Source organism: Paenibacillus sp. 32O-W (assembly GCF_007679495.1).
Taxonomy (GTDB): Bacteria; Bacillota; Bacilli; order Paenibacillales; family NBRC-103111; genus Paenibacillus_L; species Paenibacillus_L residui.
The window spans coordinates 37,676-58,564 of sequence record NZ_VEGP01000011.1 but is presented as its reverse complement, the minus strand read 5'-3'; the positions used below and the strand labels follow the sequence as shown (position 1 = coordinate 58,564).

Annotated in this window: 20 protein-coding genes; all 20 read left to right on the top strand. The window is 48.4% G+C overall.

Annotated elements, in window-relative coordinates:
• Positions 1 to 116: 116 nt before the first annotated feature.
• The 20 genes from FS806_RS06790 (at position 117) to FS806_RS06695 (ending at position 20,741) form a co-directional block, all read left to right on the top strand.
• A complete protein-coding gene (locus FS806_RS06790; protein ID WP_260982008.1) occupies positions 117 to 893 on the top strand; it encodes a TetR/AcrR family transcriptional regulator in 777 nt (258 codons plus the stop codon).
• Complete coding sequence (locus FS806_RS06785; protein WP_144933826.1) at positions 890 to 1,303, top strand: PaaI family thioesterase; 414 nt, start codon at positions 890 to 892, stop codon at positions 1,301 to 1,303. Before FS806_RS06790 ends, FS806_RS06785 begins: the two co-directional genes overlap by 4 nt.
• 19 nt (positions 1,304 to 1,322) lie before the next feature.
• A complete protein-coding gene (locus FS806_RS06780) occupies positions 1,323 to 3,464 on the top strand; it encodes a (Fe-S)-binding protein (protein WP_397346942.1) in 2,142 nt (713 codons plus the stop codon).
• 1,775 nt (positions 3,465 to 5,239) lie between these two features.
• Positions 5,240 to 5,971, top strand: coding sequence for an ATP-binding cassette domain-containing protein (locus tag FS806_RS06775; RefSeq protein ID WP_144933825.1), 732 nt, complete (start codon positions 5,240 to 5,242; stop codon positions 5,969 to 5,971).
• 79 nt (positions 5,972 to 6,050) lie between these two features.
• Entirely contained in the window at positions 6,051 to 7,289 is a 1,239-nt protein-coding gene (locus FS806_RS06770; RefSeq protein WP_222126601.1) for an acyltransferase, read from the top strand.
• 80 nt (positions 7,290 to 7,369) lie between these two features.
• Complete coding sequence (locus FS806_RS06765; protein WP_144933823.1) at positions 7,370 to 8,053, top strand: metal-dependent hydrolase; 684 nt, start codon at positions 7,370 to 7,372, stop codon at positions 8,051 to 8,053.
• Between the two features lie 203 nt (positions 8,054 to 8,256).
• A complete protein-coding gene (locus FS806_RS06760; RefSeq protein WP_144933822.1) occupies positions 8,257 to 9,093 on the top strand; it encodes an AraC family transcriptional regulator in 837 nt (278 codons plus the stop codon).
• 249 nt (positions 9,094 to 9,342) lie between these two features.
• Positions 9,343 to 10,671, top strand: coding sequence for an ABC transporter substrate-binding protein (locus FS806_RS06755; protein WP_144933821.1), 1,329 nt, complete (start codon positions 9,343 to 9,345; stop codon positions 10,669 to 10,671).
• A 137-nt stretch (positions 10,672 to 10,808) separates the two neighbouring features.
• Entirely contained in the window at positions 10,809 to 11,708 is a 900-nt protein-coding gene (locus FS806_RS06750; RefSeq protein WP_144933820.1) for a carbohydrate ABC transporter permease, read from the top strand.
• The gene (locus FS806_RS06745; protein ID WP_144933819.1) at positions 11,705 to 12,544 is read left to right on the top strand and encodes a carbohydrate ABC transporter permease; all 840 of its coding nucleotides are present in this window, start codon (positions 11,705 to 11,707) and stop codon (positions 12,542 to 12,544) included. Before FS806_RS06750 ends, FS806_RS06745 begins: the two co-directional genes overlap by 4 nt.
• Before the next feature lie 29 nt (positions 12,545 to 12,573).
• Complete coding sequence (locus FS806_RS06740; RefSeq protein ID WP_144933818.1) at positions 12,574 to 13,698, top strand: Gfo/Idh/MocA family protein; 1,125 nt, start codon at positions 12,574 to 12,576, stop codon at positions 13,696 to 13,698.
• Positions 13,695 to 14,147, top strand: a complete 453-nt coding sequence (locus FS806_RS06735) for a NanQ anomerase/TabA/YiaL family protein (protein WP_144933817.1) — start codon at positions 13,695 to 13,697, stop codon at positions 14,145 to 14,147. The genes FS806_RS06740 and FS806_RS06735 overlap by 4 nt, the downstream gene beginning before the upstream one ends.
• Positions 14,148 to 14,233: 86 nt before the next feature.
• Entirely contained in the window at positions 14,234 to 15,166 is a 933-nt protein-coding gene (locus FS806_RS06730; protein WP_260982006.1) for a dihydrodipicolinate synthase family protein, read from the top strand.
• A gap of 189 nt (positions 15,167 to 15,355) precedes the next feature.
• The gene (locus tag FS806_RS06725; protein WP_144933815.1) at positions 15,356 to 16,126 is read left to right on the top strand and encodes a transporter substrate-binding domain-containing protein; all 771 of its coding nucleotides are present in this window, start codon (positions 15,356 to 15,358) and stop codon (positions 16,124 to 16,126) included.
• 341 nt (positions 16,127 to 16,467) lie between these two features.
• Entirely contained in the window at positions 16,468 to 17,013 is a 546-nt protein-coding gene (locus FS806_RS06720) for a GNAT family N-acetyltransferase (protein ID WP_144933814.1), read from the top strand.
• Between the two features lie 196 nt (positions 17,014 to 17,209).
• A complete protein-coding gene (locus tag FS806_RS06715; RefSeq protein WP_144933813.1) occupies positions 17,210 to 17,854 on the top strand; it encodes a hypothetical protein in 645 nt (214 codons plus the stop codon).
• A 136-nt stretch (positions 17,855 to 17,990) separates the two neighbouring features.
• The gene (locus tag FS806_RS06710; protein WP_144933812.1) at positions 17,991 to 18,566 is read left to right on the top strand and encodes a class I SAM-dependent methyltransferase; all 576 of its coding nucleotides are present in this window, start codon (positions 17,991 to 17,993) and stop codon (positions 18,564 to 18,566) included.
• Between the two features lie 150 nt (positions 18,567 to 18,716).
• A complete protein-coding gene (locus tag FS806_RS06705; RefSeq protein WP_144933811.1) occupies positions 18,717 to 19,166 on the top strand; it encodes a VOC family protein in 450 nt (149 codons plus the stop codon).
• On the top strand, positions 19,166 to 19,951 hold the full coding sequence (locus FS806_RS06700; RefSeq protein WP_144933863.1) for a DNA alkylation repair protein: 786 nt from the start codon (positions 19,166 to 19,168) through the stop codon (positions 19,949 to 19,951). The genes FS806_RS06705 and FS806_RS06700 overlap by 1 nt, the downstream gene beginning before the upstream one ends.
• A 178-nt stretch (positions 19,952 to 20,129) precedes the next feature.
• Positions 20,130 to 20,741, top strand: coding sequence for a TetR/AcrR family transcriptional regulator (locus FS806_RS06695; RefSeq protein ID WP_144933810.1), 612 nt, complete (start codon positions 20,130 to 20,132; stop codon positions 20,739 to 20,741).
• The last annotated feature ends 148 nt before the right edge of the window (positions 20,742 to 20,889 follow it).

The following is a 20,889-nucleotide window of genomic DNA, read 5'->3' as shown; positions in this document are numbered from 1 at the left end:
TGACGAAAATCTTCGTAAACGAAGCGGAATTAATCCCTGAGGTTCGGTATATAGTGAGGCAGCGTTCATCCTGGGGATAAGGGTGCATCGGGGGCAATCGGGAAGGAGGGCTGTGAATGGCTCTGCAAGATCTGGAGGACGTGCAGAATACGGCGTCCGGACAACAAGCCGGAGTGAACGGGAGAGCCGGTAAGCCCGGGAAAGGTTCTTCGGATGGGGTGATAAACCGGAATAACGGAACGCCCCAGTCCGCGCAAAGAGGGAAAGATATGGATACCCGGACGAAAAAGGAAAGAATTTGCGAAGGAGCGCTGACGGCTTTCGCCCATCAGGAATTCAGCGAGACAACGATGGATTCCATCGCCGAGCTGGCAGGAGTGTCCAAGGGAACGCTGTACTACTACTTTCCAACGAAAGAGGAATTGTTCTTATATGTCGTAGAGAGAGGGATCGAACGGCTGCTCGGTCAGATCCAGCCGGTAATCCGCAGTGGGATTTCCCGCGAAGAGATGCTGGTTAAGCTGCTGAAGGTGCATTTGAAATTTTTTGACCGGGAGCAGTCGCTGTGCCAACTGCTTATGAGTAAGTCATGGGGGACCAAGTCGCTTCATCAGGATATCCAAAAGCGAATTTGCGGTTATTTCCGCACTATGGAGCAATTCTTTGAACAGCTTCAGCGGGAAGGCTGGATTGACCCGGCAATCAGCATCCCTACTTTAACTAGCGCCCTGTTCGGAATGGTCGGATTTACCGCGCTGAGAAGAATCGAAATGGGACTGGATGTGTATACGCAGGAAACGAAGCTAAGCTTGATCGCTTTATGCCGGGGAGCGCTTAGGGCAGAGGGAATCTCTCCCCGGACCAACCACATAACGATGGAGGACCTGAGATGAACGAGCCGTTGGACTGGGAAGCTTTGGCCCGGAAGCTCGAACAGGACGTGCAAGGAACGTTCTGGGAAGATCTGGGGGCGAAGCTGGTAAGCTTCGCGGATGGCAAGGTGGTCATCTCTTTGGAAGCCTGCGACAGACATATGAACCATATCGGGATTTTGCATGGAGGGGTCCATGCTTCTCTGCTGGACAACGTCATGGGTTTGGCGGCAATGCTCGCCAAGCCCAATGACAGAATCGTAACGACCAATCTGAACGTTCATTATGTCGCACCGCTTAAGAAAGGGATGAATTATGCAGTAGGGGAAGTGCTGCATCTTTCCCGCAAAATCGTTACAACTCAAGCCAGCTTGTACAGTGAGGAAGGAGTGATCGGTTCGTTCGGTACCGGATCCTACCGATTGATTTAGGGGAAGGCGGGTGAAACCTGTGACCGGATGGGCATGGCTTCATTGGATCGGTTTTGTCGTGGCAGTTGGTTATGCAGTGTTCCTGTTTTCTCATGTAATGTACAGTCGTTATTTATTTATCCGGTTAGGAAGAGAGGAGACGGAGAAGGCCCGGAACGGGGAACGTATTCGCGAGCTTGCGGTTCAGATGCTTGGGCATAGGACTTTGATGAAGGACAGGCGCAGCGGCTGGATGCATTTGGTCATGTTCTACGGATTTATAGTTCTTCAATTCGGTGCGCTCGATCTACTGATTAGGGGACTTGAGCCGGGGCATCATCTGCCGCTTGGCCGCGGCTATCGCTATTTTGTACTGCTGCAGGAAATAACGATTGTGCTTATTTTGTTGGCGGTGGGTTATGCGTTCTACCGCCGATATATTGAAAAGTTAAAAAGGCTGAAGCGGGGCTGGAAGCCGGCTCTCGTTCTGCTTTTTATTACCGGCCTTATGCTGTCGCTGCTGCTGACGGAAAGCATGCGGGCAATCTGGAAGGGGGAGCCGTTCTCCGTCTATAGTCCTGTATCTTCCACGATCGCCGCATGGACGGGTGGAATCGGACCGGGCGCGGCAGAGCTGCTGTTTTATTTATTCTGGTGGCTTCATCTCCTGATATTGTTGGCCTTTCTTGTGTATGTGCCGCAATCCAAGCATGCTCACTTGCTGTTTGCTCCGTTTAATCTATTCTGGAGAACGCAGGGGCCGCCGGGCAAGCTCAAGCCGATTGATCTGGAGGACGAGACCGCCGAGGAATTCGGAGTAGGTCGTATTGAGCGGTTTACCCGCAATCAACTGCTTGATTTATATTCCTGCGTGGAGTGCGGACGCTGCACGAATGTATGCCCGGCCTCCACTACCGGCAAAATGTTATCTCCAATGGAATTGATCGTGAAGCTGCGCGATCATCTGACCGTCCGTGGAGCAGCAATCACGTCACGCACCCCCTGGATGCCCGCTTTCGCCTTTGCGAATTCGGAAGCGAATCGTGTCGCCCTTTCGTCTCGTTCCATGGCAGAGGCTGGCAGCCGCACCGGCGCCGGATCGGGAAGGATGAAGGCTGCAGAAATGGTGAAGGCGGAGTCAGATTCGGAGGTTAACCTGATAGGGGATGTCATTACCGAAGAGGAGCTGTGGGCCTGCACAACCTGCCGGAACTGCGAGGACCAGTGTCCCGTCGCCAACGAGCATGTGAGGATGATTATGGATATGCGTCGTTATCTGGCGCTGACCGAAGGCAAGCTTCCTTCCGAAGCGGGGCGGACGTTGAACAACATTGAGCGTCAAGGCAATCCGTGGGGCATCCATCGGCGTGAACGGAGCGGCTGGATGAGCGGCTTGGTCGACGGGGACCACGCTCCTTCTATTGAGGAGGCCGGTGAATTCGATTATTTATTTTTCGTCGGCTCTATGGGCTCTTATGATAAAAGAAGCATGAAGATTACCCGGTCGATGATCCGGATTATGAACGAAGCCGGAATATCATTCGCTGTCTTAGGGAACGAAGAGGGAAATTCCGGAGATACCGCCAGGCGGCTCGGGAATGAGTATTTATTCCAGGAGCTGGCTCGCAGCAATATCGAATTGTTCCATCAGTATAAGGTCAAGAAGATCATCACGATCGATCCGCATGCGTACCATTCATTCAAGAACGAATATCCTGATTTTGGCTTGTCTCCCCGAATAGAGGTTTATCATCATACAGAGATTCTTGCGCTTTGGATCCAAGAGGGAAGGATCGTGCCGACGCAGTCATTAGAGGAAAGAGTGACATACCATGATTCATGCTATTTGGGAAGATATAACGGCGTTTATGATGCGCCTCGTATCGTTTTGTCGGCAATTCCAGGCGTGAAGCTGGTAGAAATGGAACGGAGCGGAAATAACAGCATGTGCTGCGGCGCCGGGGGCGGCCTGATGTGGCTGGAGGAGAGGGAAGGAACAAGAGTTAATGTCGAGAGGACAAAACAGGCTGCGGCAGTTCAACCAACAGTAATCGCAAGTGCCTGCCCTTATTGCTTGACAATGCTTGGCGACGGGACGAAGGCGCTGGGCAAGGAGGATGAAATGGCCACCTATGATATTGCCGAGCTGCTGGCTATGTCGATCGGTAAATCTTACAGTTAATAATGCTGAAGCTCCGCGTAAGGTGCCACTCAGATCTAGGTGCCATGACGGTGGCCGATCAGCACTGTGAATAATGATTTTACTACAGCTTTATGGATTCAGAAGGAGTCTGAAATTTGTTTATCATTTTCCGTAATACAGGCTCATTTGATTTGGAAGCTCCTACAGCATGCAGCTCAACCATTCTTTTGACCATTATCCTGTTGACTCAGACATGGCAGCTCAATCGGTTTTTTGCTCGTTATCCCAACAGCCCAGATAAGCGGCTCAATCAACCTTCTGACCGTTATCCCAACAGCTCAGCTACTCTGCTCAAACAGCCTTTTGACCGTTACCCCAACAGCTCAGATACGCGACTCGACACACTTTTGTCCGTTATCCCAATGACTCAGATACGCAGCTCAATCAGCCTTCTGACCGTTATCCCAATAGCTCAGATACGCGACTCGACCACACTTTTGTCCGTTATCCCAATGACTCAGAACTGTAATTTTCCCATTAGCTCATAAAGTCTACTGCAGCGCCTGGTACATCTCAACTTGGTTAGAAAAAGTAGGAATTATTGATTAAAAAACAAAAGACTTACCAATTTAGAGGAACATTGAGGTTTCCTGAAGTGAAAGGATATCGGTTCCAATTTGAATGAACGAAGTGTTATAAGGCAAGGAAGTGTCAGTAGGCCAACCGATTATATGGGATAGAGGTTGAAAGCAGGTAGGGGTACTCCTCCTGAACAGAGGGGATAACAGTCAGAGGCAGAGTGAGAGCAGTCCAACGAATCAAGCCCGGCAAAACGAACAGTTGAAGAATCAAGGAGCGGTGCAGCTTCCTGAACAGAGGGGATAACAGTCAGAGGCAGGGGAAGAGTAGACCAACAAATCAAGTGAGCTAAGTGGAGTGTTTGAAAATTAGGAAGTGGGTACAGTTCTAGAACAAAGGGGATAACAGTCAAAGGCAAGTAGAGGTGGCAATCATCGAATGAAATGTGCTAAAAGGGAACAGCCGAAAATTGAGAAACTGGTACGTTTCCTGAACAGAGGGGATAACAGTCAGAGGCAGGGGAGAGTAGATCAACAAATCAAGTGAGCTAAGTGGAGTGTTTGAAAATTAGGAAGTGGGTACGGTTCCTGAACAAAGGGGATAACAGTCCAAGAGATGTGAAGACAGCCATTCCAACTGAATCTGCGCGTTAGCAGTATAATGGAGGCTGATAGCGAAAGAAAAGGGAAGTGCTGGCTGAGCGGATTTTGGAAGGGACGGGTTGGGTTCGTTCGCCCGTTCCTTCAGTTTGTTGGAACCGAGTAAGTTAGATCTCGAGGAGCAGCCCTAAAAGTGCAGGTTTGCTAAATCGGACGCTGGAGTATTAACGTAGAGTATTTAACTTATGTAGAATGCTTCCCGAGTGTTGTGTTATGACTACTTTGTTACGATTGTCATACGATTGTTGCTGCGGCTCTAGGATTATGGGCCGGTTAATGGTAAAATTTCTATGAAACCGAACGGTCCTGTCTCCATGGCAAAAATCCTTCCATACTTTCGGCGAAGGGTAGGAGGTATCAAAACTTTCTACGGAGGTGTAAGAGGTATCAAAACTTTCTACGGAGAGTAAGAGGTATCGAAACTTTCCACGGAGGGTAAGAGGTATCAAAACTTTCTACAGAGAGTAGAGGTATCAAAACTTTCGACGAAGGGTAAAAGGTATCAAAGAGCTGACAGGAGATGATAGCAGGTACGCCATACTTATACACGAATATAGAGAGAAAAGGAGCTCGCGAATGATCATCGTACGCAATCTTACCAAACGATTTGAATCCGGGCACGAAGTGCTTTCCAAGATAAGCTTTCAAGCGGACAAGGGGGATTTCATCGCCATCCTTGGAGGAAGCGGCAGCGGTAAAACGACCTTGCTCCGTTGTTTGTCCTTGCAGGAATCCTGGAGCGAAGGGCAGTACATCTATGAAGGCAGCGACATTACGGAATTGAACTTTGTCGAGAAAATGAAGATGCGGCGTAAATGGGCCATGATTGAGGAAAAACCTTATTTGAATCTGAATTCGACGGCCATCCAGAATGTCTTGAGCGGCCGCTATAAAAATACGTCTGTCTTCCGGTTTCTAACAAGAATTGCAGCCAAGGACGACCATCTCGAGGCTATGGATTTATTGGAGCATGTGGGACTGCTGGATAAGGCCAGGGAGAAGACATCCAAACTAAGCGGAGGAGAGAGACAGAGGATCGCCATTGCACAGGCACTCGTCCAGGGGACCGAGATTTTATTCGCTGACGAGCCGGTCACGGGCTTGCCGCCTGAATCCGCTAACCGGGTGATGGAAGATTTGAGGAACATCAGCCGCAAGAAGCAGGTGACGATCATCTGTACGCTTCACAATGTGGAATTGGCTGAACGGTTCGCCAGCAGAATCTGGGGGCTTGCGAGCGGCAAAATTGTGCTCGACATTGCGGCCAGGAAGCTGACCTTGCGGGAGAAAGACATCATTTTTAAATAATCATCGGGTCAAGAAGGCTTAGCCGCCGATTTGCGGTATTGTATTCATTAATGAAAGGCTTATCAAGCAACAGGCACTCTTGAACCGCAGCAAAGGGGGAGTGGCCGGTTTGGGTCACCTAAGAACGAGTCAGAAGGAGCAAATCCATGTCATCTACATCGTTCGAGCGTTGGCCATTCTAGGAGTAATACTCGTACATGTCTCATCCCTTCCGATTGGAGAAATCATTGATAAACAATCATTCATGTATCAATTCTTCAATTTCATTAATGTATTTAACCGATTTGGGACAACGACATTTATTTTTCTAAGCGCCTTCGTTCTTTTTTACAGTTATTATGATCGCAAGATGGATAAGAAGCTGATCGCCACCTTTTATAAGCGAAGATTATTATACATACTTGTACCTTACCTGATTTGCTCGATTTATTATTATACGATCCAGATGTACTATTCTTATGGGGAAGATTGGAATCAGTTTTTTCAGAATGTATCGCTGGCCGATTTTTGGTCTGCTCTGGTGATGGGGAAAGCGTTTTACCATCTATATTTTATTTTCATAAGCATTCAATTTTATTTATTGTTTCCGTTCTTCCTTTGGCTTCTGCAGCGGATTAAGCTTCTGGCCAAGCATTTGATCTGGATCGGTCTGGTGCTTCAATGGATCTTTGTTCTGCTGGATTATTTCTATTGGAATTATGCGGATAAATCGTTTCTGGCGACGAGCTATATGTCCAATTATTTGCTCGGGGCATTCTTCGGAATACATTATCATGCCATTAAAGGCTGGATAGAAGTAACTTGGAAAAAGCTGTTAAGCCGGCAGGCCTTCTATTGGATTCCATTATGGATAGTATGGGCGGGCGCGAGCTTAAGCCATGTGTACTTGTGGTATCGGACCAGGGCTTACGATGTTTTTGCCCATGGACTGGTATACGAAGGTCTATGGTTCTTACATAGCTATACATCCGGGTTAATCCTGCTTCAGCTCTCGGCCGGGCTCTATCGTTTACTAAGCCCTTTCTGGACAACTGTTCTGTATCGGCTTGGCATGGCCTCCTTTGGAATCTATATCATTCATGCGGGGATTTTGTTCTATTATTCCCTGCTTCCCGCCAGCTATAATCCGAAATTATACTACGCTTATGTGGCCGGCGGATTTGCGGTTACTCTCGGAGCATCCTGGGGAGTTGTGGCGCTGGCGCAGAAGTATATGAAGCATTCCTGGGTATTGTTCGGTGCTTTACCCAAGGGCAAACCGGTTATTCCTGGAAGGACGGCGCCGGTTCATGGACATTCGCGTACTGAGGCTGGCTAGCGGCAGATAATTTGAGTTTGCCCCCGTCTTTAATTAGAATGGTAGAAGGAATGAATTTGGATGGAAAGAGGAGGATAACAATGAAAATCACGTTTTACGGGCATTCGTGTCTGCTGGCGGAACATGAAGGAACTCGGGTTATTATCGATCCCTTCATATCGGGGAATCCCGCTTCGGGGATCCGTCCTGCCGACCTTCGCGTAGATGCCGTATTGCTGACGCATGGACATGATGATCATTTTGGCGATTCTCTGGAAATTGCCAAAGCGAATGATTGTCCCATTGTTGCCAACTTCGAGCTGGCAAGCTACTGCGAGCAGAAAGGAGCCAAGGTTCATGCGATGAACACTGGCGGTTCTTATTCATTCGACGGTTTCAGGGTCAAGTTTACATTGGCCTTCCATGGCTCTTCCCTGCGGGAAGGCGACAGCTTCCTGTATGCCGGACAGCCCGCGGGAATTCTGCTGACGATGGGGGACAAAACGCTGTACCATGCCGGAGATACCGCTTTGTTCGGGGACATGAAGCTGATAGGGGAATTAAACCGGATCGATGCGGCCGCGCTTCCGATAGGCGACAATTTCACGATGGGTCCGGAAGATGCGGTCCTTGCTGCACAATGGGTTCGGGCCAAGAAGGTCATCCCGCTGCATTACAACACGTTCCCGGTTATCGCTCAGGATCCCGACCGCTTCGTTGACATGCTGAAAGAGGTCGGAATCGAAGGGAAAGCGTTAGGTATCGGCGAAAGCCTCGAGATCTAGAAGCTAGATCATCTTCGAATGGCTCACAATATTATGCTGAAATTTTGGATTATCAATTTTTGAATGGGAAGGGAGTGCTTCCCGATTCAATAGCGCCTCCTGTCCACTATGTGGATAAGGAGGTTTTTTATGCTAACCCTAATTATATCGCAATAATGAGTGGTTAGAAAAACCTGCAATCGCAAAAAACAGGGGTGGATTTCATGACGGATAACAGCTTGCTGATGGCGCTCAGATTAAATTACCTGTATGCCGAAAAGTACTCTTTTCCGAAAAAATGGACTTATTACGAAACAATGCTTCCTTATTCGATGATCCGGTTTATTCACAAAGGGAAGGCCAAATTCATTATTGATGAGATGACATATGAGGTGGAGCAGGATGAGCTGGTCTATATTCCGCAGGGAAGCACCTTGTTTTGCGAGGCGCTGTCGGATGAATTTACTTTTACGAGTGTCCGCTTTACGGCTGCTTTTCCGCTGCAGGACAGCACGATATGGTCGGAAATACTTGGCTTCGACACGAAAGTGAAGTGCGACGATCCCCAGATCGGCCGTTATTTTGAGTGGATGGTTAAGGAAAAGAATGCCCCCAGCCGGGGAAAAAACTTTCTTCTGAGAGGGTATCTGGAGCTTATTGTCGGTTATATGGTCAACCAATCGGAGGCGTCTCCGAATAGAACCCGCAAGCCTAAGAAATTAAAGACGGACAGCAAGAATGATAATCGGGTGGAAATCGTCCTCGATTATATGATCAACCATTACCATTCGAATATCAGTATTGAAGAGATGAGCAAGATGGTACACATCAGCTCCTCTTCGCTCCGCCGATTATTTAAACGGCATACCGGCAAATCACCGAGTGAATTTTTGATTGAGCTGAAGATGGTTGTAGCAGCCAAAAAAATACTGGAAACCGACGAGCGAATTTCGGATATTGCTTACATGGTCGGGATTGAGGACCCGAACTATTTCTCCAGATTATTCAAGAAGCATTTCGGCGTATCCCCTCATTCATACAGACAGCTTGCGAGAGATTAGTTGGGTAAAACAGGATCGTATGATCGATTAGTGCTAGGATTGATTGATTTGCTATATTCAAGCCCTCTCTGCAGTTTGATATTGTTAAAGACATGGAAGGTCAAGCAAGCACACTTCAATACCGTATATTGAATATGGTGTAAGCGGATACTGATTGAGGGAGGGACAGGCCGTTTGCACCGCATTCTTCAAGGGTAATCCGTGTGTGAAGCAGTAGCATTATTTGATTACAGAGAGGGGTCACTGCACATGAAAAGAAAACTGCCGCTTATATTGACAGCCGCCATGGTTCTCTTGACGACGGCCTGCGGCAAAAATGCGGAGCAGCCGGCAGCCGGTGACGATGGAGCTTTAAAAGGCGAAATCGTGCTATGGCATTCTTTTACCCAGGGGGCAAGAAACGATTTCATGCGGGAAGCCGCGCAATCGTTTATGGATGAGCATCCGGGGGTTAAAATTACGATCGAAACCTTCGCATGGCCTGAGTTTTACACGAAGTGGACGACAGGCCTGCTGTCGGGACAAGTTCCGGATGTCAGCACGGCATTGCCGAATCATGTCGTAGAGATGATGGATGCCGACGCTATCCTTCCGCTTAATGACGTGATCGATCATATCGGTCGGGACCGCTTCTATGAAGCTCCTCTGAAAGAAGGGGATCTGGATGGGCAGAATTATTCCATCCCGCTATACTCGCATGCCCAGGTGATGTGGTACCGCAAGGATTTATTGGAGCAGGCGAATTTGCAGGTTCCGCAAACATGGGACGAGCTGTATGAAGCTGCAACCAAAATTAACAATCCGCCGGACGTTTACGGGTTATCCGTTCCGATGGGGCTGGGAGATATGATGGCGACACGCTTCCTGAACCTGTATGTCCGCTCGGCCGGAGATACTCTGATTACGGAGGACGGCAAGGCGAATCTGACGAGCAAGGCGGCGATCGACGGTATTAATTACTGGGTCAAAATGTATAAAGCAGCTTCTCCGAACGGCTCCGTCAATTTCAAGGTGCTGGATCAGGCCACTCTGTACTACCAGGGTAAAACAGCCTTCGACTTTAACAGCGGTTTCCAGATCGGCGGCGTAGAAACGAACTCTCCGCAACTGTTGGACAAAATCGATGCGGCTCCGATACCGAAAGTAAATGCGGAAGACCCGGCCCAAGGCATAGAAACATCCAACATTCCGATGGTTGTATGGAAAAACAGCAAGCATCCCGAAATTGCCAAGGCGTTCGTGGAAAGCTTGTACGAGAAGGAAAGGTATATCAAGTTTCTGCATTCGGTTCCTGCAGGAATGCTGCCGGCCATGAAGGATATTGCGGAAGCTCCCGAATTCCTGAATGAACCGACGATCCAGAAATTCAGCCACGCGGTGAAAGTAATCAGCGATGCTGTCGATCAGGGGACAGCGATTGGCATGGAGTACAAACCGACGCTGCAATCTGGAATTATTACCAGCCAAGGTATTATCGAGAAGATGTTCCAGGACGTTGTGCTGAAGAACGTGCCAGTGGAAGAAGCGGCACAGAAAGCGGAAAAAGAGCTTAATGACTTATTTCAATTAGCCAACTGAAAATAGGGGGAAGTCCCCCCTATTTTTTGAGGAGATCCAGAAGTCTATCGAGCAGACAGACTTGTTCAACGGTTAACTAAGCTTTGCTTAGGAAGGAGAGATTGTTTGAAATAGCCTTCAAAGAAGGAGTGACATCGATGATTTCCAGTGGTGGAAAAGCGAAAAGATGGAACGTGACAGGGCTGCTTTTTGTCCTCCCTGCCATATTAATCGTCATTCTATTGTTAATTTATCCTATATTTTCAAGTATTTATTTCAGCTTCACGTCTAAAAACTTGATCAAACTGAATTATTCCTGGGTATGGCTCGACAATTTTAAATTTGTTCTTACCAATGCGGACTTCTATAGAGCCTTTCTTAATTCAATCAAATGGACGGTCCTGTCCATAGCGGGTCAATTATTAGTAGGCTTTGCCGCGGCATTGGCGCTTAACAAGATCCCCAAATTTCCGGGGTTTTTCCGCACGCTGCTTATTATTCCATGGGCTTTCCCGGCGATCGTCATCGCTTTTTCATGGAAGTGGATTTTTAACGATGTGTATGGATTTGTTCCGAATTTATTGACGTTAGTCGGGATAACGGACCAGAATATGAATTTGTTGGCTGATCCGGCGTTCGTATTCGGCGCCGTCGTCTTCATAAATATATGGTTCGGAGCACCGCTGTTCATGGTGAACATTCTGTCAGCGCTCAAGACGATTCCGATGGAGCAGTATGAAGCGGCTCTGATGGACGGAGCGACCGCCTGGCAGTCGTTCTGGGCGATTACGATCCGCCACATCCGGGGAGTGATCGGATTGCTTCTGGTGCTAAGGACGATCTGGGTATTCAACAACTTTGATCTCCTGTACCTGCTGACCGGCGGAGGCCCCTCCGACTTGACGACTACGCTGCCTATCTTCGCTTACAAGGCGGGGTGGGGGCTGAAACAGCTTGGAGTGGCGTCGGCGATAACCGTTATCCTGCTGCTGTTCTTGTTGGCTGTCTGCTTGCTGTACTTCAGACTGCTCAATAAATGGGAAAGGGAGGATCGATGATGGCCGGTGTAAATAAAAATAAATTTACTCTAGTGTTGCTGTATCTTTTTCTTTCAATTTTGGCTGTCGCAGCCGTCTTTCCCCTGATCTGGATCATTCTGTCCTCGTTCAAATCGTCCGGGGAAATGGCCAGCCACCCTCTGTCGTTCTTCCCGCAAGAACTGACGTTTGAGTACTACAGCAGAGTGCTGAACAATTTGAATTTCACAACGAATATCAAAAACAGTCTAATAGTTTCATTATGTGCGACGTTAATTACGATTGTCGTTTCCTCCTTGGGGGCTTACGGAATCGTACGGTTCTTTCCAAGGACTGGCAAGAAAATGACCAAGCTGTTAATTACGACGTACATGTTTCCGCCGATTCTGCTTGCTGTTCCCTATTCCATTATCATCATCAAGATAGGATTGGTGAACACATGGACCGGTCTGGTTATTACGTATCTTTCCTTTTCGATTCCGTACGCTATATGGATGCTTATCGGATTTTTCCAAACGGTTCCGCTCGAGATCGAGGAAGCGGCGAGGGTTGATGGAGCAGGGAAGCTGCGGGTTTTTCTCCAGGTGGTCCTGCCGGTTGTCGCACCGGGCGTAGTTGCCACTGCCATTTATACTTTTATAAACACCTGGAACGAATTTTTGTTTGCTCTATTGCTTATTAACAGCTCGGAAAAAATGCCGATTTCCGTAGCTTTATATTCCTTGACAGGTTCGGAAATTCTCGATTGGGGAGAAATGATGGCGGCATCCGTCATTGTCATCCTGCCTTCGGTTGTGTTCTTCATGCTGATACAGAAGAAGATCGCCGGCGGTTTGGCGGAAGGATCTGTAAAGTAAATTTGTCATTCTGGAAGGAGTCATTATAAATGAATACAGTTAATTATGCTGTCGTAGGTACAGGTTATTTCGGTGCGGGTCTGGCAAGAATCCTTCATCAATTGGAAAGCGCAAGGGTCGTAGCGGTTTATGATCCCGCTAATGCCGAACCGTTAGCCGAGGAATTGAATTGCGATATTGAGCCCAGCATAGAATCTCTGTGCAGCAGGCCGGATGTGCATGCGGTCATCGTCGCATCGCCAAACGGTTACCATAAGGAGCCCGTTTTGTGTGCAGCCGATCATGGCAAGCATGTGTTCTGTGAGAAGCCCATTGCTCTGTCCTATCAAGATTGCAGCGAAATGATCCGCAGAACAAAGGAGAAGGGGCTTATCTTCATGGCCGGTCATGTCATGAACTTTATGAATGGGGTACGGACTGCCAAAAGATTGATTAACGAAGGCAAAATCGGAGAAATTCTGTTCTGCCACGCCGAACGGAATGGTTGGGAGGAGGCGCAGCCGGAGATTAGCTGGAAGAAAATCCGGAAAATCTCGGGGGGCCATCTGTACCACCATATCCATGAGCTGGATTTTATTCAGTTTCTGATGGGACCTGCGGAGAGAGTTTGCATGACAGGCGGAAATGTTGCTCATCAGGGAGAGCAGTTTGGCGATGAGGAGGATATGCTGTTCATTTCGCTGGAGTTCCCTAACAAGCGCTTTGCGACGCTGCAATACGGCTCCGCCTTCAGATGGAGCGATCATTATGTCAAAATCCAGGGTAACTTGGGAGCTATCTTGATCGATTTGCAGGATGTCAAGGTTGTTCTGAAGACACCGGAGGGAGAAGAGAGGTTCCTGTTACATGAATCGAAGGAGGAGGACGAAGACCGCACCCGGATTTATAAAGGGCTGGAAACGGACGGGGCGATCGCCTATGGCAAACCTAGTCTAACGCCTCCGATGTGGCTTAACAGCATAATGAAGAAGGAAATGGCCTATTTCCACAGCATTATGCAAGGTGCGGAAGTCGAGGAAGAATTCAAGCCGCTGCTGGACGGAACCGCCGCCAGAGCTTCCATTGCGACGGCAGATGCCCTGACTCTGTCGCTTGCCGAAGACAGGAAGGTAAGCGTCATAGAAATTACCGGACGAGAGGCTGCCGCTCAATGATTTATGACAAAATCGCGAATGCCGGATTATATCGATTCGATCATCCGGGTTTAATGGGAGCCATCCGGGACATGCTGTGCAACCTGCACGGGGAATTCGCAGAAGGGGCAGGCTTCCGGAAAAATACGATCGTTTTTACCACGGTTCCCAAGGAAGAAAAAAGATACGAGGCCCATAAACGGTTTATCGATATACACGTTGTTCTGGAAGGTAAAGAATATGTGGAGATCGCCCCTGTTGACTGCTTGAGCAATTCAACGGCTTATGACACCGAAGCGGATATCTATTTCGGCGAAGTGACGGCGACCTGTAAATTCAGCGGTTATTTAGAGAAGGGGCACTTTCTCTTGTGCTTTCCCGAGGATGCTCATTTGGTCGGAGCCCATGAATCAGATAAGGAAGCAAGCGGGCAGCCGGTGAGTAAGATTGTTTACAAAATTGCCGTGTAGCTGTAAAAGAGCCCGGTTTGGTTAACAGCGGACGCGGTCGAAGACGGCACGGCGTGCCTATTCTGTCCAAGAAAAGGAATGAGAGGATGATGGAGATGGATTGGGCATCGAAGTTTGCAGGCATCTACGTGGCCATGTATTCCGCGTATGACGAAGCCGGAAATGTTGATTTGGCCAGAGTGAAGAAGCTTGCGCGGTATTATGTAACGACCGGCATCCGGGGCTTGTACGTTGGAGGCAGCTCCGGGGAAGGAATTTTGCAAAGCGTAGCCGAAAGAAGGCAGGTGGTGGAGGCGGTCATGGAAGAGGTTAAAGGAGAATTAACCGTAATCGTCCATGTCGGTGCCAATTCCACGCGGGACAGTGTCGAGCTGTGCAAGCATGCCGAGCAATGCGGTGCGGATGCCGTGTCCGCCATCCCCGCAATTTACTACCGGCTATCGGAGAAGGCCGTGGAAGCACATTGGCAGCAGATGATCGACAGCACCTCCCTGCCGTTCATTATTTACAATATTCCCCAAACGACAGGGTTCAAACTGACGATGAATTTGCTTAGAAGGATGGCTGAACAGGATAAGGTCATCGGCGTGAAAATGTCCGGAGAAAGCACGTTCGAGTTACAGCAATTCAAAGCGGCCGGTGGAGAACACTTCCTTGTATTTAACGGGCCGGATGAGCAGTTTCTGGCCGGGAGGATTATGGGAGCGGATGGAGGGATCGGGGGCACTTACGGCGTCATGCCGGAGCTCTTCTGCACGCTTAACCGTTACTATGAGGCAAATCAAATTGAAGCGGCCCGGGTGCTTCAGAATCAAATCAACGAGATCATCAAGAAGTTGCTGAGCTACCCGTCCTTATATGGAGCTTGTAAGTATATTTTGAGCCTGCGGGGCATCGAGACCGGTCAACCCCGGCTGCCGCTGCTGCCGGTTACATCGGAACATCACGCTTCTCTGGCAGAGCTGAATGAAAAAATTGAACAATTAACGGCCAGATATACGGGGACAACGACAGGCTAATTCCAACTTTGCTGAGAGAATGAATAAAACATATGCTTACCGCCCGATGCTGTTTCTACAGTATCCGGGCTGTTTTTTTTGCTCAAGTCATATTCCCCCGAAATGGAGTTTGGTCAGAGGAATAGTGCATAACCTTCCAGCGATTAACAAATAATACCTATGTTTACTAAGCAAGGAGGGTAAAAGGCGATGAGTGTTGGAATGCTTGGCAAGCGGGGGCTTTACGGCTTTTTTCTACTGCTGATGATCCTGTCGGCAGGATGTACGACCAACAATTCGGTCAAAGTCGGGATAGAGAGCAACTTCCGTCCGTTCACTTATACGGAAGCAGGGGAAGGCAAAGGGTTCGAGGTAGAGCTATGGCAAGCTATCGCCGAGAAAGCGAACCTGAAGTACGAGCTGATTCCGATGGATTACCGGGAATTAAATGAAGCGGTTAAATCCGGCAAAGTCGATCTTGCTATCGCCGGGATGACGATCAACAACGCACGTAAGGAGAAATTTGCCTTTTCCGACCCTTATTTTCAGACCGGGCTGGTCATTCTCACGGCTTCGGACAACGAAACGATCAAAACCGAGGATGATCTGGCAGGAAAGGTGGTAGCGACCAGGCTCGGTTCGACGGCGTATACCTATACCGGCGATATTAAGGGAATCAAGGAAATCAGAGGCTTCCCTTCCATTACCGAAGCTTACGATCAATTGAAGGATAAAAAGGTAGACGCTGTAGTTTTCGACGAGCGCAATGCCCATGATTTTATACAAAAATCCGGGGACGGCAAAGTGAAAATAGTAGGGGAAGTGCTGAACAAAGAAAGCTATGGCGTCGTATCCAAGAAGCGAAATCAATACATCGGGAGGGTTAATCTCGGGATTGAAGCCGTCGTCAAAGACGGAACTTACGCAGCCTTGTATAAGAAATGGTTCGGCAGCGAGCCGTCCAAATTGCCGGGGGAATAGAAGATAAGGGCATACAGCAAGAGTTAAACCCGCATGATTTGCGGGTTTTTTTGTACTTCCAACATTTGCGGAAGGAATTTCATTTAGCTTCAGTAAGATCGTCGCTCTAGTCCTTCTTACCTGTACCCCCTTAAATCAGGAGGCAGCGAGAAACCATAATAAGCCCGATTGGGCTAGGGAAAGAATTTCGTGCGGAAGCCGGAATATAATCATTTTTGGACTACTAATGAAAGATAGAATAGTTTAATATACTTGCATAGGACTTGGCCCACCTATATGGAATAAATTCGGATATGATCATTTATCGGCAGGGGGCCTATAGTAAAAAGGAGATATGTTTCATGGAGATCATCGGAAAGCAAGTGGTCCTTGATAAAGTGACCGTTCATGATTTGAATTTTATATGCAGGATAGAATGCGATGAAGAGTTATGGCATTATGAAGAAGAAGTAGAGTCGGATGAAGAGGCGGTTAAGGAACAATATTTGCAAAAAATCAATGATGCCGATGAAGCGACAAGCTACGATTTTATTATAAGGCTAGTCAAGGATACGGGGAATACGCCTATCGGATTGGCACAAATTTGGAGCTACAGCGAATATAGAAAGAGCTGGGAAATAGGGTTTGCCCTGCTTCCCGAATATTGGGGGCATGGTTATGGAAGGGAAGCGGCCGGGCTTTTACTGACCTTTGCCTTCGAACAGTTGCAAGCCCATAAAGTCGTTGGTATGTGCAATTCCAACAATACTCGTTCAGCGGCACTTATGGAACATGTCGGCATGACTAAAGAAGCCGTTTTTAAGGAAGAGCTTTTTTGGAATAACCGTTGGACGGATCAATTTTATTTCTCTATTCTGGAAAAAGAGTATTTCTCGGCAAAACAATAGAGGCAAAGGTATACTCTTATGGAAAACTCCCCCGCTGTCGCAAAGGCGGGGCTGCATGAAGGAGGCTGAAGGTCCCTTGCTGGAACTTAGGAGCTTCGTGGGTGCGCATGATAAAGATTGGGAAGATCAGCGCCTCTGGAGCCATCGGGAGATGGACCATCCGGTCAGCTGAAGAAGAAGGAGGATAATCAATCATATGATAGATTTGAAATCGCTCGCTACACCCGAAGTACTGAGGAAACGGCTGCTTGTTGCGGCGGCTCTGGACTTGATCCTGTGTCCGGAGAAATGGCTTCGATACCACCACTATATCCCGCAATGGGCACCGGGCGTTACGCTTGCGAAAATCGATAACGGTGCAGGTGATCATTTGTTTGCGTTATTTACGGAGGATGGCACGATTATCAAAGGATTCGATCACGAATCTGCGTTAAGTCCGCATGCCGGCGATGAATATGAGGTTTGGCTGGGAATTTACGAAGAGGTCCCCGCTTCACTGCTGTCCTTATTGGAAGCGGAAGAACTGGAGAAAGAAGAAGTCACCTTCTGCATATGGCGTGAGAACCAAGACACTGTCTGGAGGACCGGAGAGGTGGATATTCCTCCTGGGGAAGACGATGGCTCCGGATTTTTGCTGGGGACGATTTTTGAAACAGCGGAGGATTACGCAGATTGGGCAGAAGCTTACTTCGATATGCCGATTCCGATTGATATCGTTACAAGATTTTATGAGGATTCACCCATTACGGAAGAGACGGTCCACTTGTTGAATCCCGAAAGGGATACGGAGGAAGCGCTGAGTGAATTGAAGGAATTGGGAATGCGGATTGAAACCAATTGAATCCATGGCTTCACGCCTTTGTAAAATCGGCAGGACTTCTCCGGCTGATTTGAATAAAGTTCTAAAGCCGGCAAGAGTGCAGACTGGCAACAACGATGATATCCAACATTTTCTGAGGAAGGAAGGAGGATTGCCTATGATCGATCTCACTCATGTAGCCCCAACGGAAGCCATAAAGATCATTATCGGGGCTTCGTCGCAAAATTACCCGGGATGGATTCAAACCCAGGAGGACGAATTAAATTTACTTCAACGGCGCGATTGGGAGCAGAGCTTCGGGGATGCGAGAAAAGCGGATGTGATTCTGGCCGAGCATGTGTGGGAGCATCTTACGTATGAAGAGGGAGTAGAGGCTGCGAGGATTTGTTATGACTTCCTGAACGATGGAGGATACATTCGATGCGCCGTTCCGGACGGCTTTTTCCAAAATGAATGGTACCAAAATATGGTTCAGATTGGAGGGCCGGGCCCCAAGGATCATCCCGCAGCCAGCCACAAGATTGTGCATACCTATATAAGCTTGACCCGAATGTTCGAGGAAGCCGGGTTTAAAGTACGGCTGCTGGAATACTGCGATGAAGGGGGCCGGTTTCACTACCGTGAGTGGGATCCGCAGGGAGGCTTTATTTATAGGTCTTACAGGTATGATCATCGGAACAAGGAAGGAAATCTGGGTTTCGTATCCCTGATAGCAGACGCTGTGAAGGAATGAATGGAGAGAAGCGATTCTCTCCATTTTTGCTGGCCATTTAATGAGGAGGGAGAACAATTTTTTTGATAACAATTAAAAATAATTATTTACATACATACTGTATGTATGTTAAGGTGAATTCGTTAATTCCAATACGAGGAGGACGTTATTATGAAAATTAACAGCTTCTATCCGGTCGTTCTAACGGAGAAGGTAGCACCAAGTGCGATGTTTTATACCCGTTACTTTGGATTTGAAAAGGTCTATGAGGCCGAATGGTATGTTAGTCTAAGAATGACTCGGGGCAGCGTTCCTTTCGAGCTGGCTCTGTTGGATGCTTATCACCCAACCATACCGGCAGCATACCGCAAGGTTTCGCAGGGGTTAATCCTTAATTTCGAGGTGGATGATGTGGACGCGGAATATCAGAGGCTGATTTTGGATGAGAAGCTGCCACTGGAGCTGGATATTCGGGACGAAGAATTTGGTCAGAGGCATTTTATAACATGTGATCCTAATGGCGTTCTAATCGATGTGATCAAGATCATTCCGCCGTCGGAGCAAGAAAGTGTCCAATATGTGGAGAAGATATGGTCATCTGCTGAAGAGGGCGTCAAGTGATGGGCGATACGGTGGCATTGAAGTATTATTTTGGCGAGGAACTGGCTTATCATCTTGCCAGCCTAATCCGGCCGCACTATCCGGATTTTCCAACAGAAACCTTCGTTCAATCCGTGGCCCGTCAGGTCGGACCGCTCGAGCTTAAGGGAAGGGTGGCTCTCATCACCGATGAATTACATAAGGCTTTGCCCCGGGAATACCCGGAGTCATTACGCATCCTCTTAAGTATCCTGGGACCGGAGAATGAAACGGAGGAGGGGATGTTTAAGAATGGCTACTTTCTGATGCCGGTCGCTTTTTTTGTGGAAAAGTACGGGCTTGGACATTATAAACTTTCCATGAATGCCCTGTACGAAATTACCAAGCGGCATACGTCCGAATATGCCATACGCCCATTTCTGGCCGCTTATCCGGATGAATGCTTCCGGACTTTGGGCCGGTGGACGAAGGATGTCAACCTCCATGTCCGCCGACTGGTCAGTGAAGGAACGCGACCGCGGCTCCCCTGGGCAAGAAGAATTGGCGTCATTCATGGCGACCCCGCCCATAATCTGGCTTTGCTGAAGCCGTTGCTCCATGATCCATCCTTCTATGTCCGAAAATCGGTAGCCAACCATCTGAATGATTTGACGAAGGACTATAAGGAGGTTACCTTGGAATGGGTGCGTGAGAATGGGAAAAACGGCGGTGAGCACTACGTCTGGATAGTTCGTCACGGGTTGAGGTCATTGGTGAAATCCGGAGATCGGGATGCCTTGACACTGATGGACAGGCTTAAGCGGTAGCCGGCAAGGTATCGACCCATGAAGATGACAGGCTAATGTAGGGAGGATGAGGGGGAACATTCGGCTGCAAGCTGTGGTCGCAAGCTTTAACGAAGAAATGCATAAAGCTGAAATCTATATCCCAAGGACGAAGAGATGGTGGAAGAAATAAACAAATAAACAGGAGAAAGATGGAACAGTGAGAAGAAACAAGGAAGAAACCAATGCAACGATTCACAAGCTGATTGAAACGGCCAGGAAGCACTTTACAATATATGGATATACGGATTCGGCTCTGGAGGACATTGTCCGGGAAGCGAAGCTGACACGCGGGGCGCTTTATCATCATTTCGGCAATAAGAAAGGATTATTTCTGGCAGTGCTGGAAGCGGTGCAAAGCGAAGTCGCGGAGCGCGTGGAATCAGAGGCAGCCAGGAGCGAGGATGTGTGGGAGCAGTTGATTTTTGGCTGCCGCGCTTTTGTTGCGGCTGCTGTCGAACCCCATAACAAACGAATAATGCTTATAGACGGGCCCGCTGTCCTTGGCTGGGATGCTTGGCGCAGGATGGATGAGCAGAACTCTATGCGGCTGCTCCGCGACCAGCTTCAATGGATGCAGCAGCAGGGCTACCTGAAGCCTGTATCTATCGAGGCTTTAACCCATGCGCTCTCGGGGGCCATGAACGAAGCCGCCCTCTGGATGGCGCAAATGCCGGAAGAAGGGCAGCCGTTGGAAGAGACGATGACGGTTATTTCTCTCCTGCTGGAAGGCTTTAAACAGCCTGGGCCAGGAAACGGTGACCGAACATGAAGACGGATTTCGTCAATCAACGGAATAAGAAACCTGCAATCTCCACAGAATCGGAGAAAATTGTTTAGTGAACAAACGATTTAAGACGAACCTGACGACAAGGTCAGGTTTTTTTGTTTGCTTGCGGCTTATATTCTGTAAAAAATTT

What these genes read in the sequence shown, in the direction of transcription:
- FS806_RS06790 (WP_260982008.1), top strand. Translation starts at nt 117, where the DNA reads ATGGCTCTGCAAGATCTGGAGGACGTGCAGAATACGGCGTCCGGACAA.
- FS806_RS06785 (WP_144933826.1), top strand. Translation starts at nt 890, where the DNA reads ATGAACGAGCCGTTGGACTGGGAAGCTTTGGCCCGGAAGCTCGAACAG.
- FS806_RS06775 (WP_144933825.1), top strand. Translation starts at nt 5,240, where the DNA reads ATGATCATCGTACGCAATCTTACCAAACGATTTGAATCCGGGCACGAA.
- FS806_RS06765 (WP_144933823.1), top strand. Translation starts at nt 7,370, where the DNA reads ATGAAAATCACGTTTTACGGGCATTCGTGTCTGCTGGCGGAACATGAA.
- FS806_RS06760 (WP_144933822.1), top strand. Translation starts at nt 8,257, where the DNA reads ATGACGGATAACAGCTTGCTGATGGCGCTCAGATTAAATTACCTGTAT.
- FS806_RS06755 (WP_144933821.1), top strand. Translation starts at nt 9,343, where the DNA reads ATGAAAAGAAAACTGCCGCTTATATTGACAGCCGCCATGGTTCTCTTG.
- FS806_RS06750 (WP_144933820.1), top strand. Translation starts at nt 10,809, where the DNA reads ATGATTTCCAGTGGTGGAAAAGCGAAAAGATGGAACGTGACAGGGCTG.
- FS806_RS06745 (WP_144933819.1), top strand. Translation starts at nt 11,705, where the DNA reads ATGATGGCCGGTGTAAATAAAAATAAATTTACTCTAGTGTTGCTGTAT.
- FS806_RS06740 (WP_144933818.1), top strand. Translation starts at nt 12,574, where the DNA reads ATGAATACAGTTAATTATGCTGTCGTAGGTACAGGTTATTTCGGTGCG.
- FS806_RS06735 (WP_144933817.1), top strand. Translation starts at nt 13,695, where the DNA reads ATGATTTATGACAAAATCGCGAATGCCGGATTATATCGATTCGATCAT.
- FS806_RS06730 (WP_260982006.1), top strand. Translation starts at nt 14,234, where the DNA reads ATGATGGAGATGGATTGGGCATCGAAGTTTGCAGGCATCTACGTGGCC.
- FS806_RS06725 (WP_144933815.1), top strand. Translation starts at nt 15,356, where the DNA reads ATGAGTGTTGGAATGCTTGGCAAGCGGGGGCTTTACGGCTTTTTTCTA.
- FS806_RS06720 (WP_144933814.1), top strand. Translation starts at nt 16,468, where the DNA reads ATGGAGATCATCGGAAAGCAAGTGGTCCTTGATAAAGTGACCGTTCAT.
- FS806_RS06715 (WP_144933813.1), top strand. Translation starts at nt 17,210, where the DNA reads ATGATAGATTTGAAATCGCTCGCTACACCCGAAGTACTGAGGAAACGG.
- FS806_RS06710 (WP_144933812.1), top strand. Translation starts at nt 17,991, where the DNA reads ATGATCGATCTCACTCATGTAGCCCCAACGGAAGCCATAAAGATCATT.
- FS806_RS06705 (WP_144933811.1), top strand. Translation starts at nt 18,717, where the DNA reads ATGAAAATTAACAGCTTCTATCCGGTCGTTCTAACGGAGAAGGTAGCA.
- FS806_RS06700 (WP_144933863.1), top strand. Translation starts at nt 19,166, where the DNA reads ATGGGCGATACGGTGGCATTGAAGTATTATTTTGGCGAGGAACTGGCT.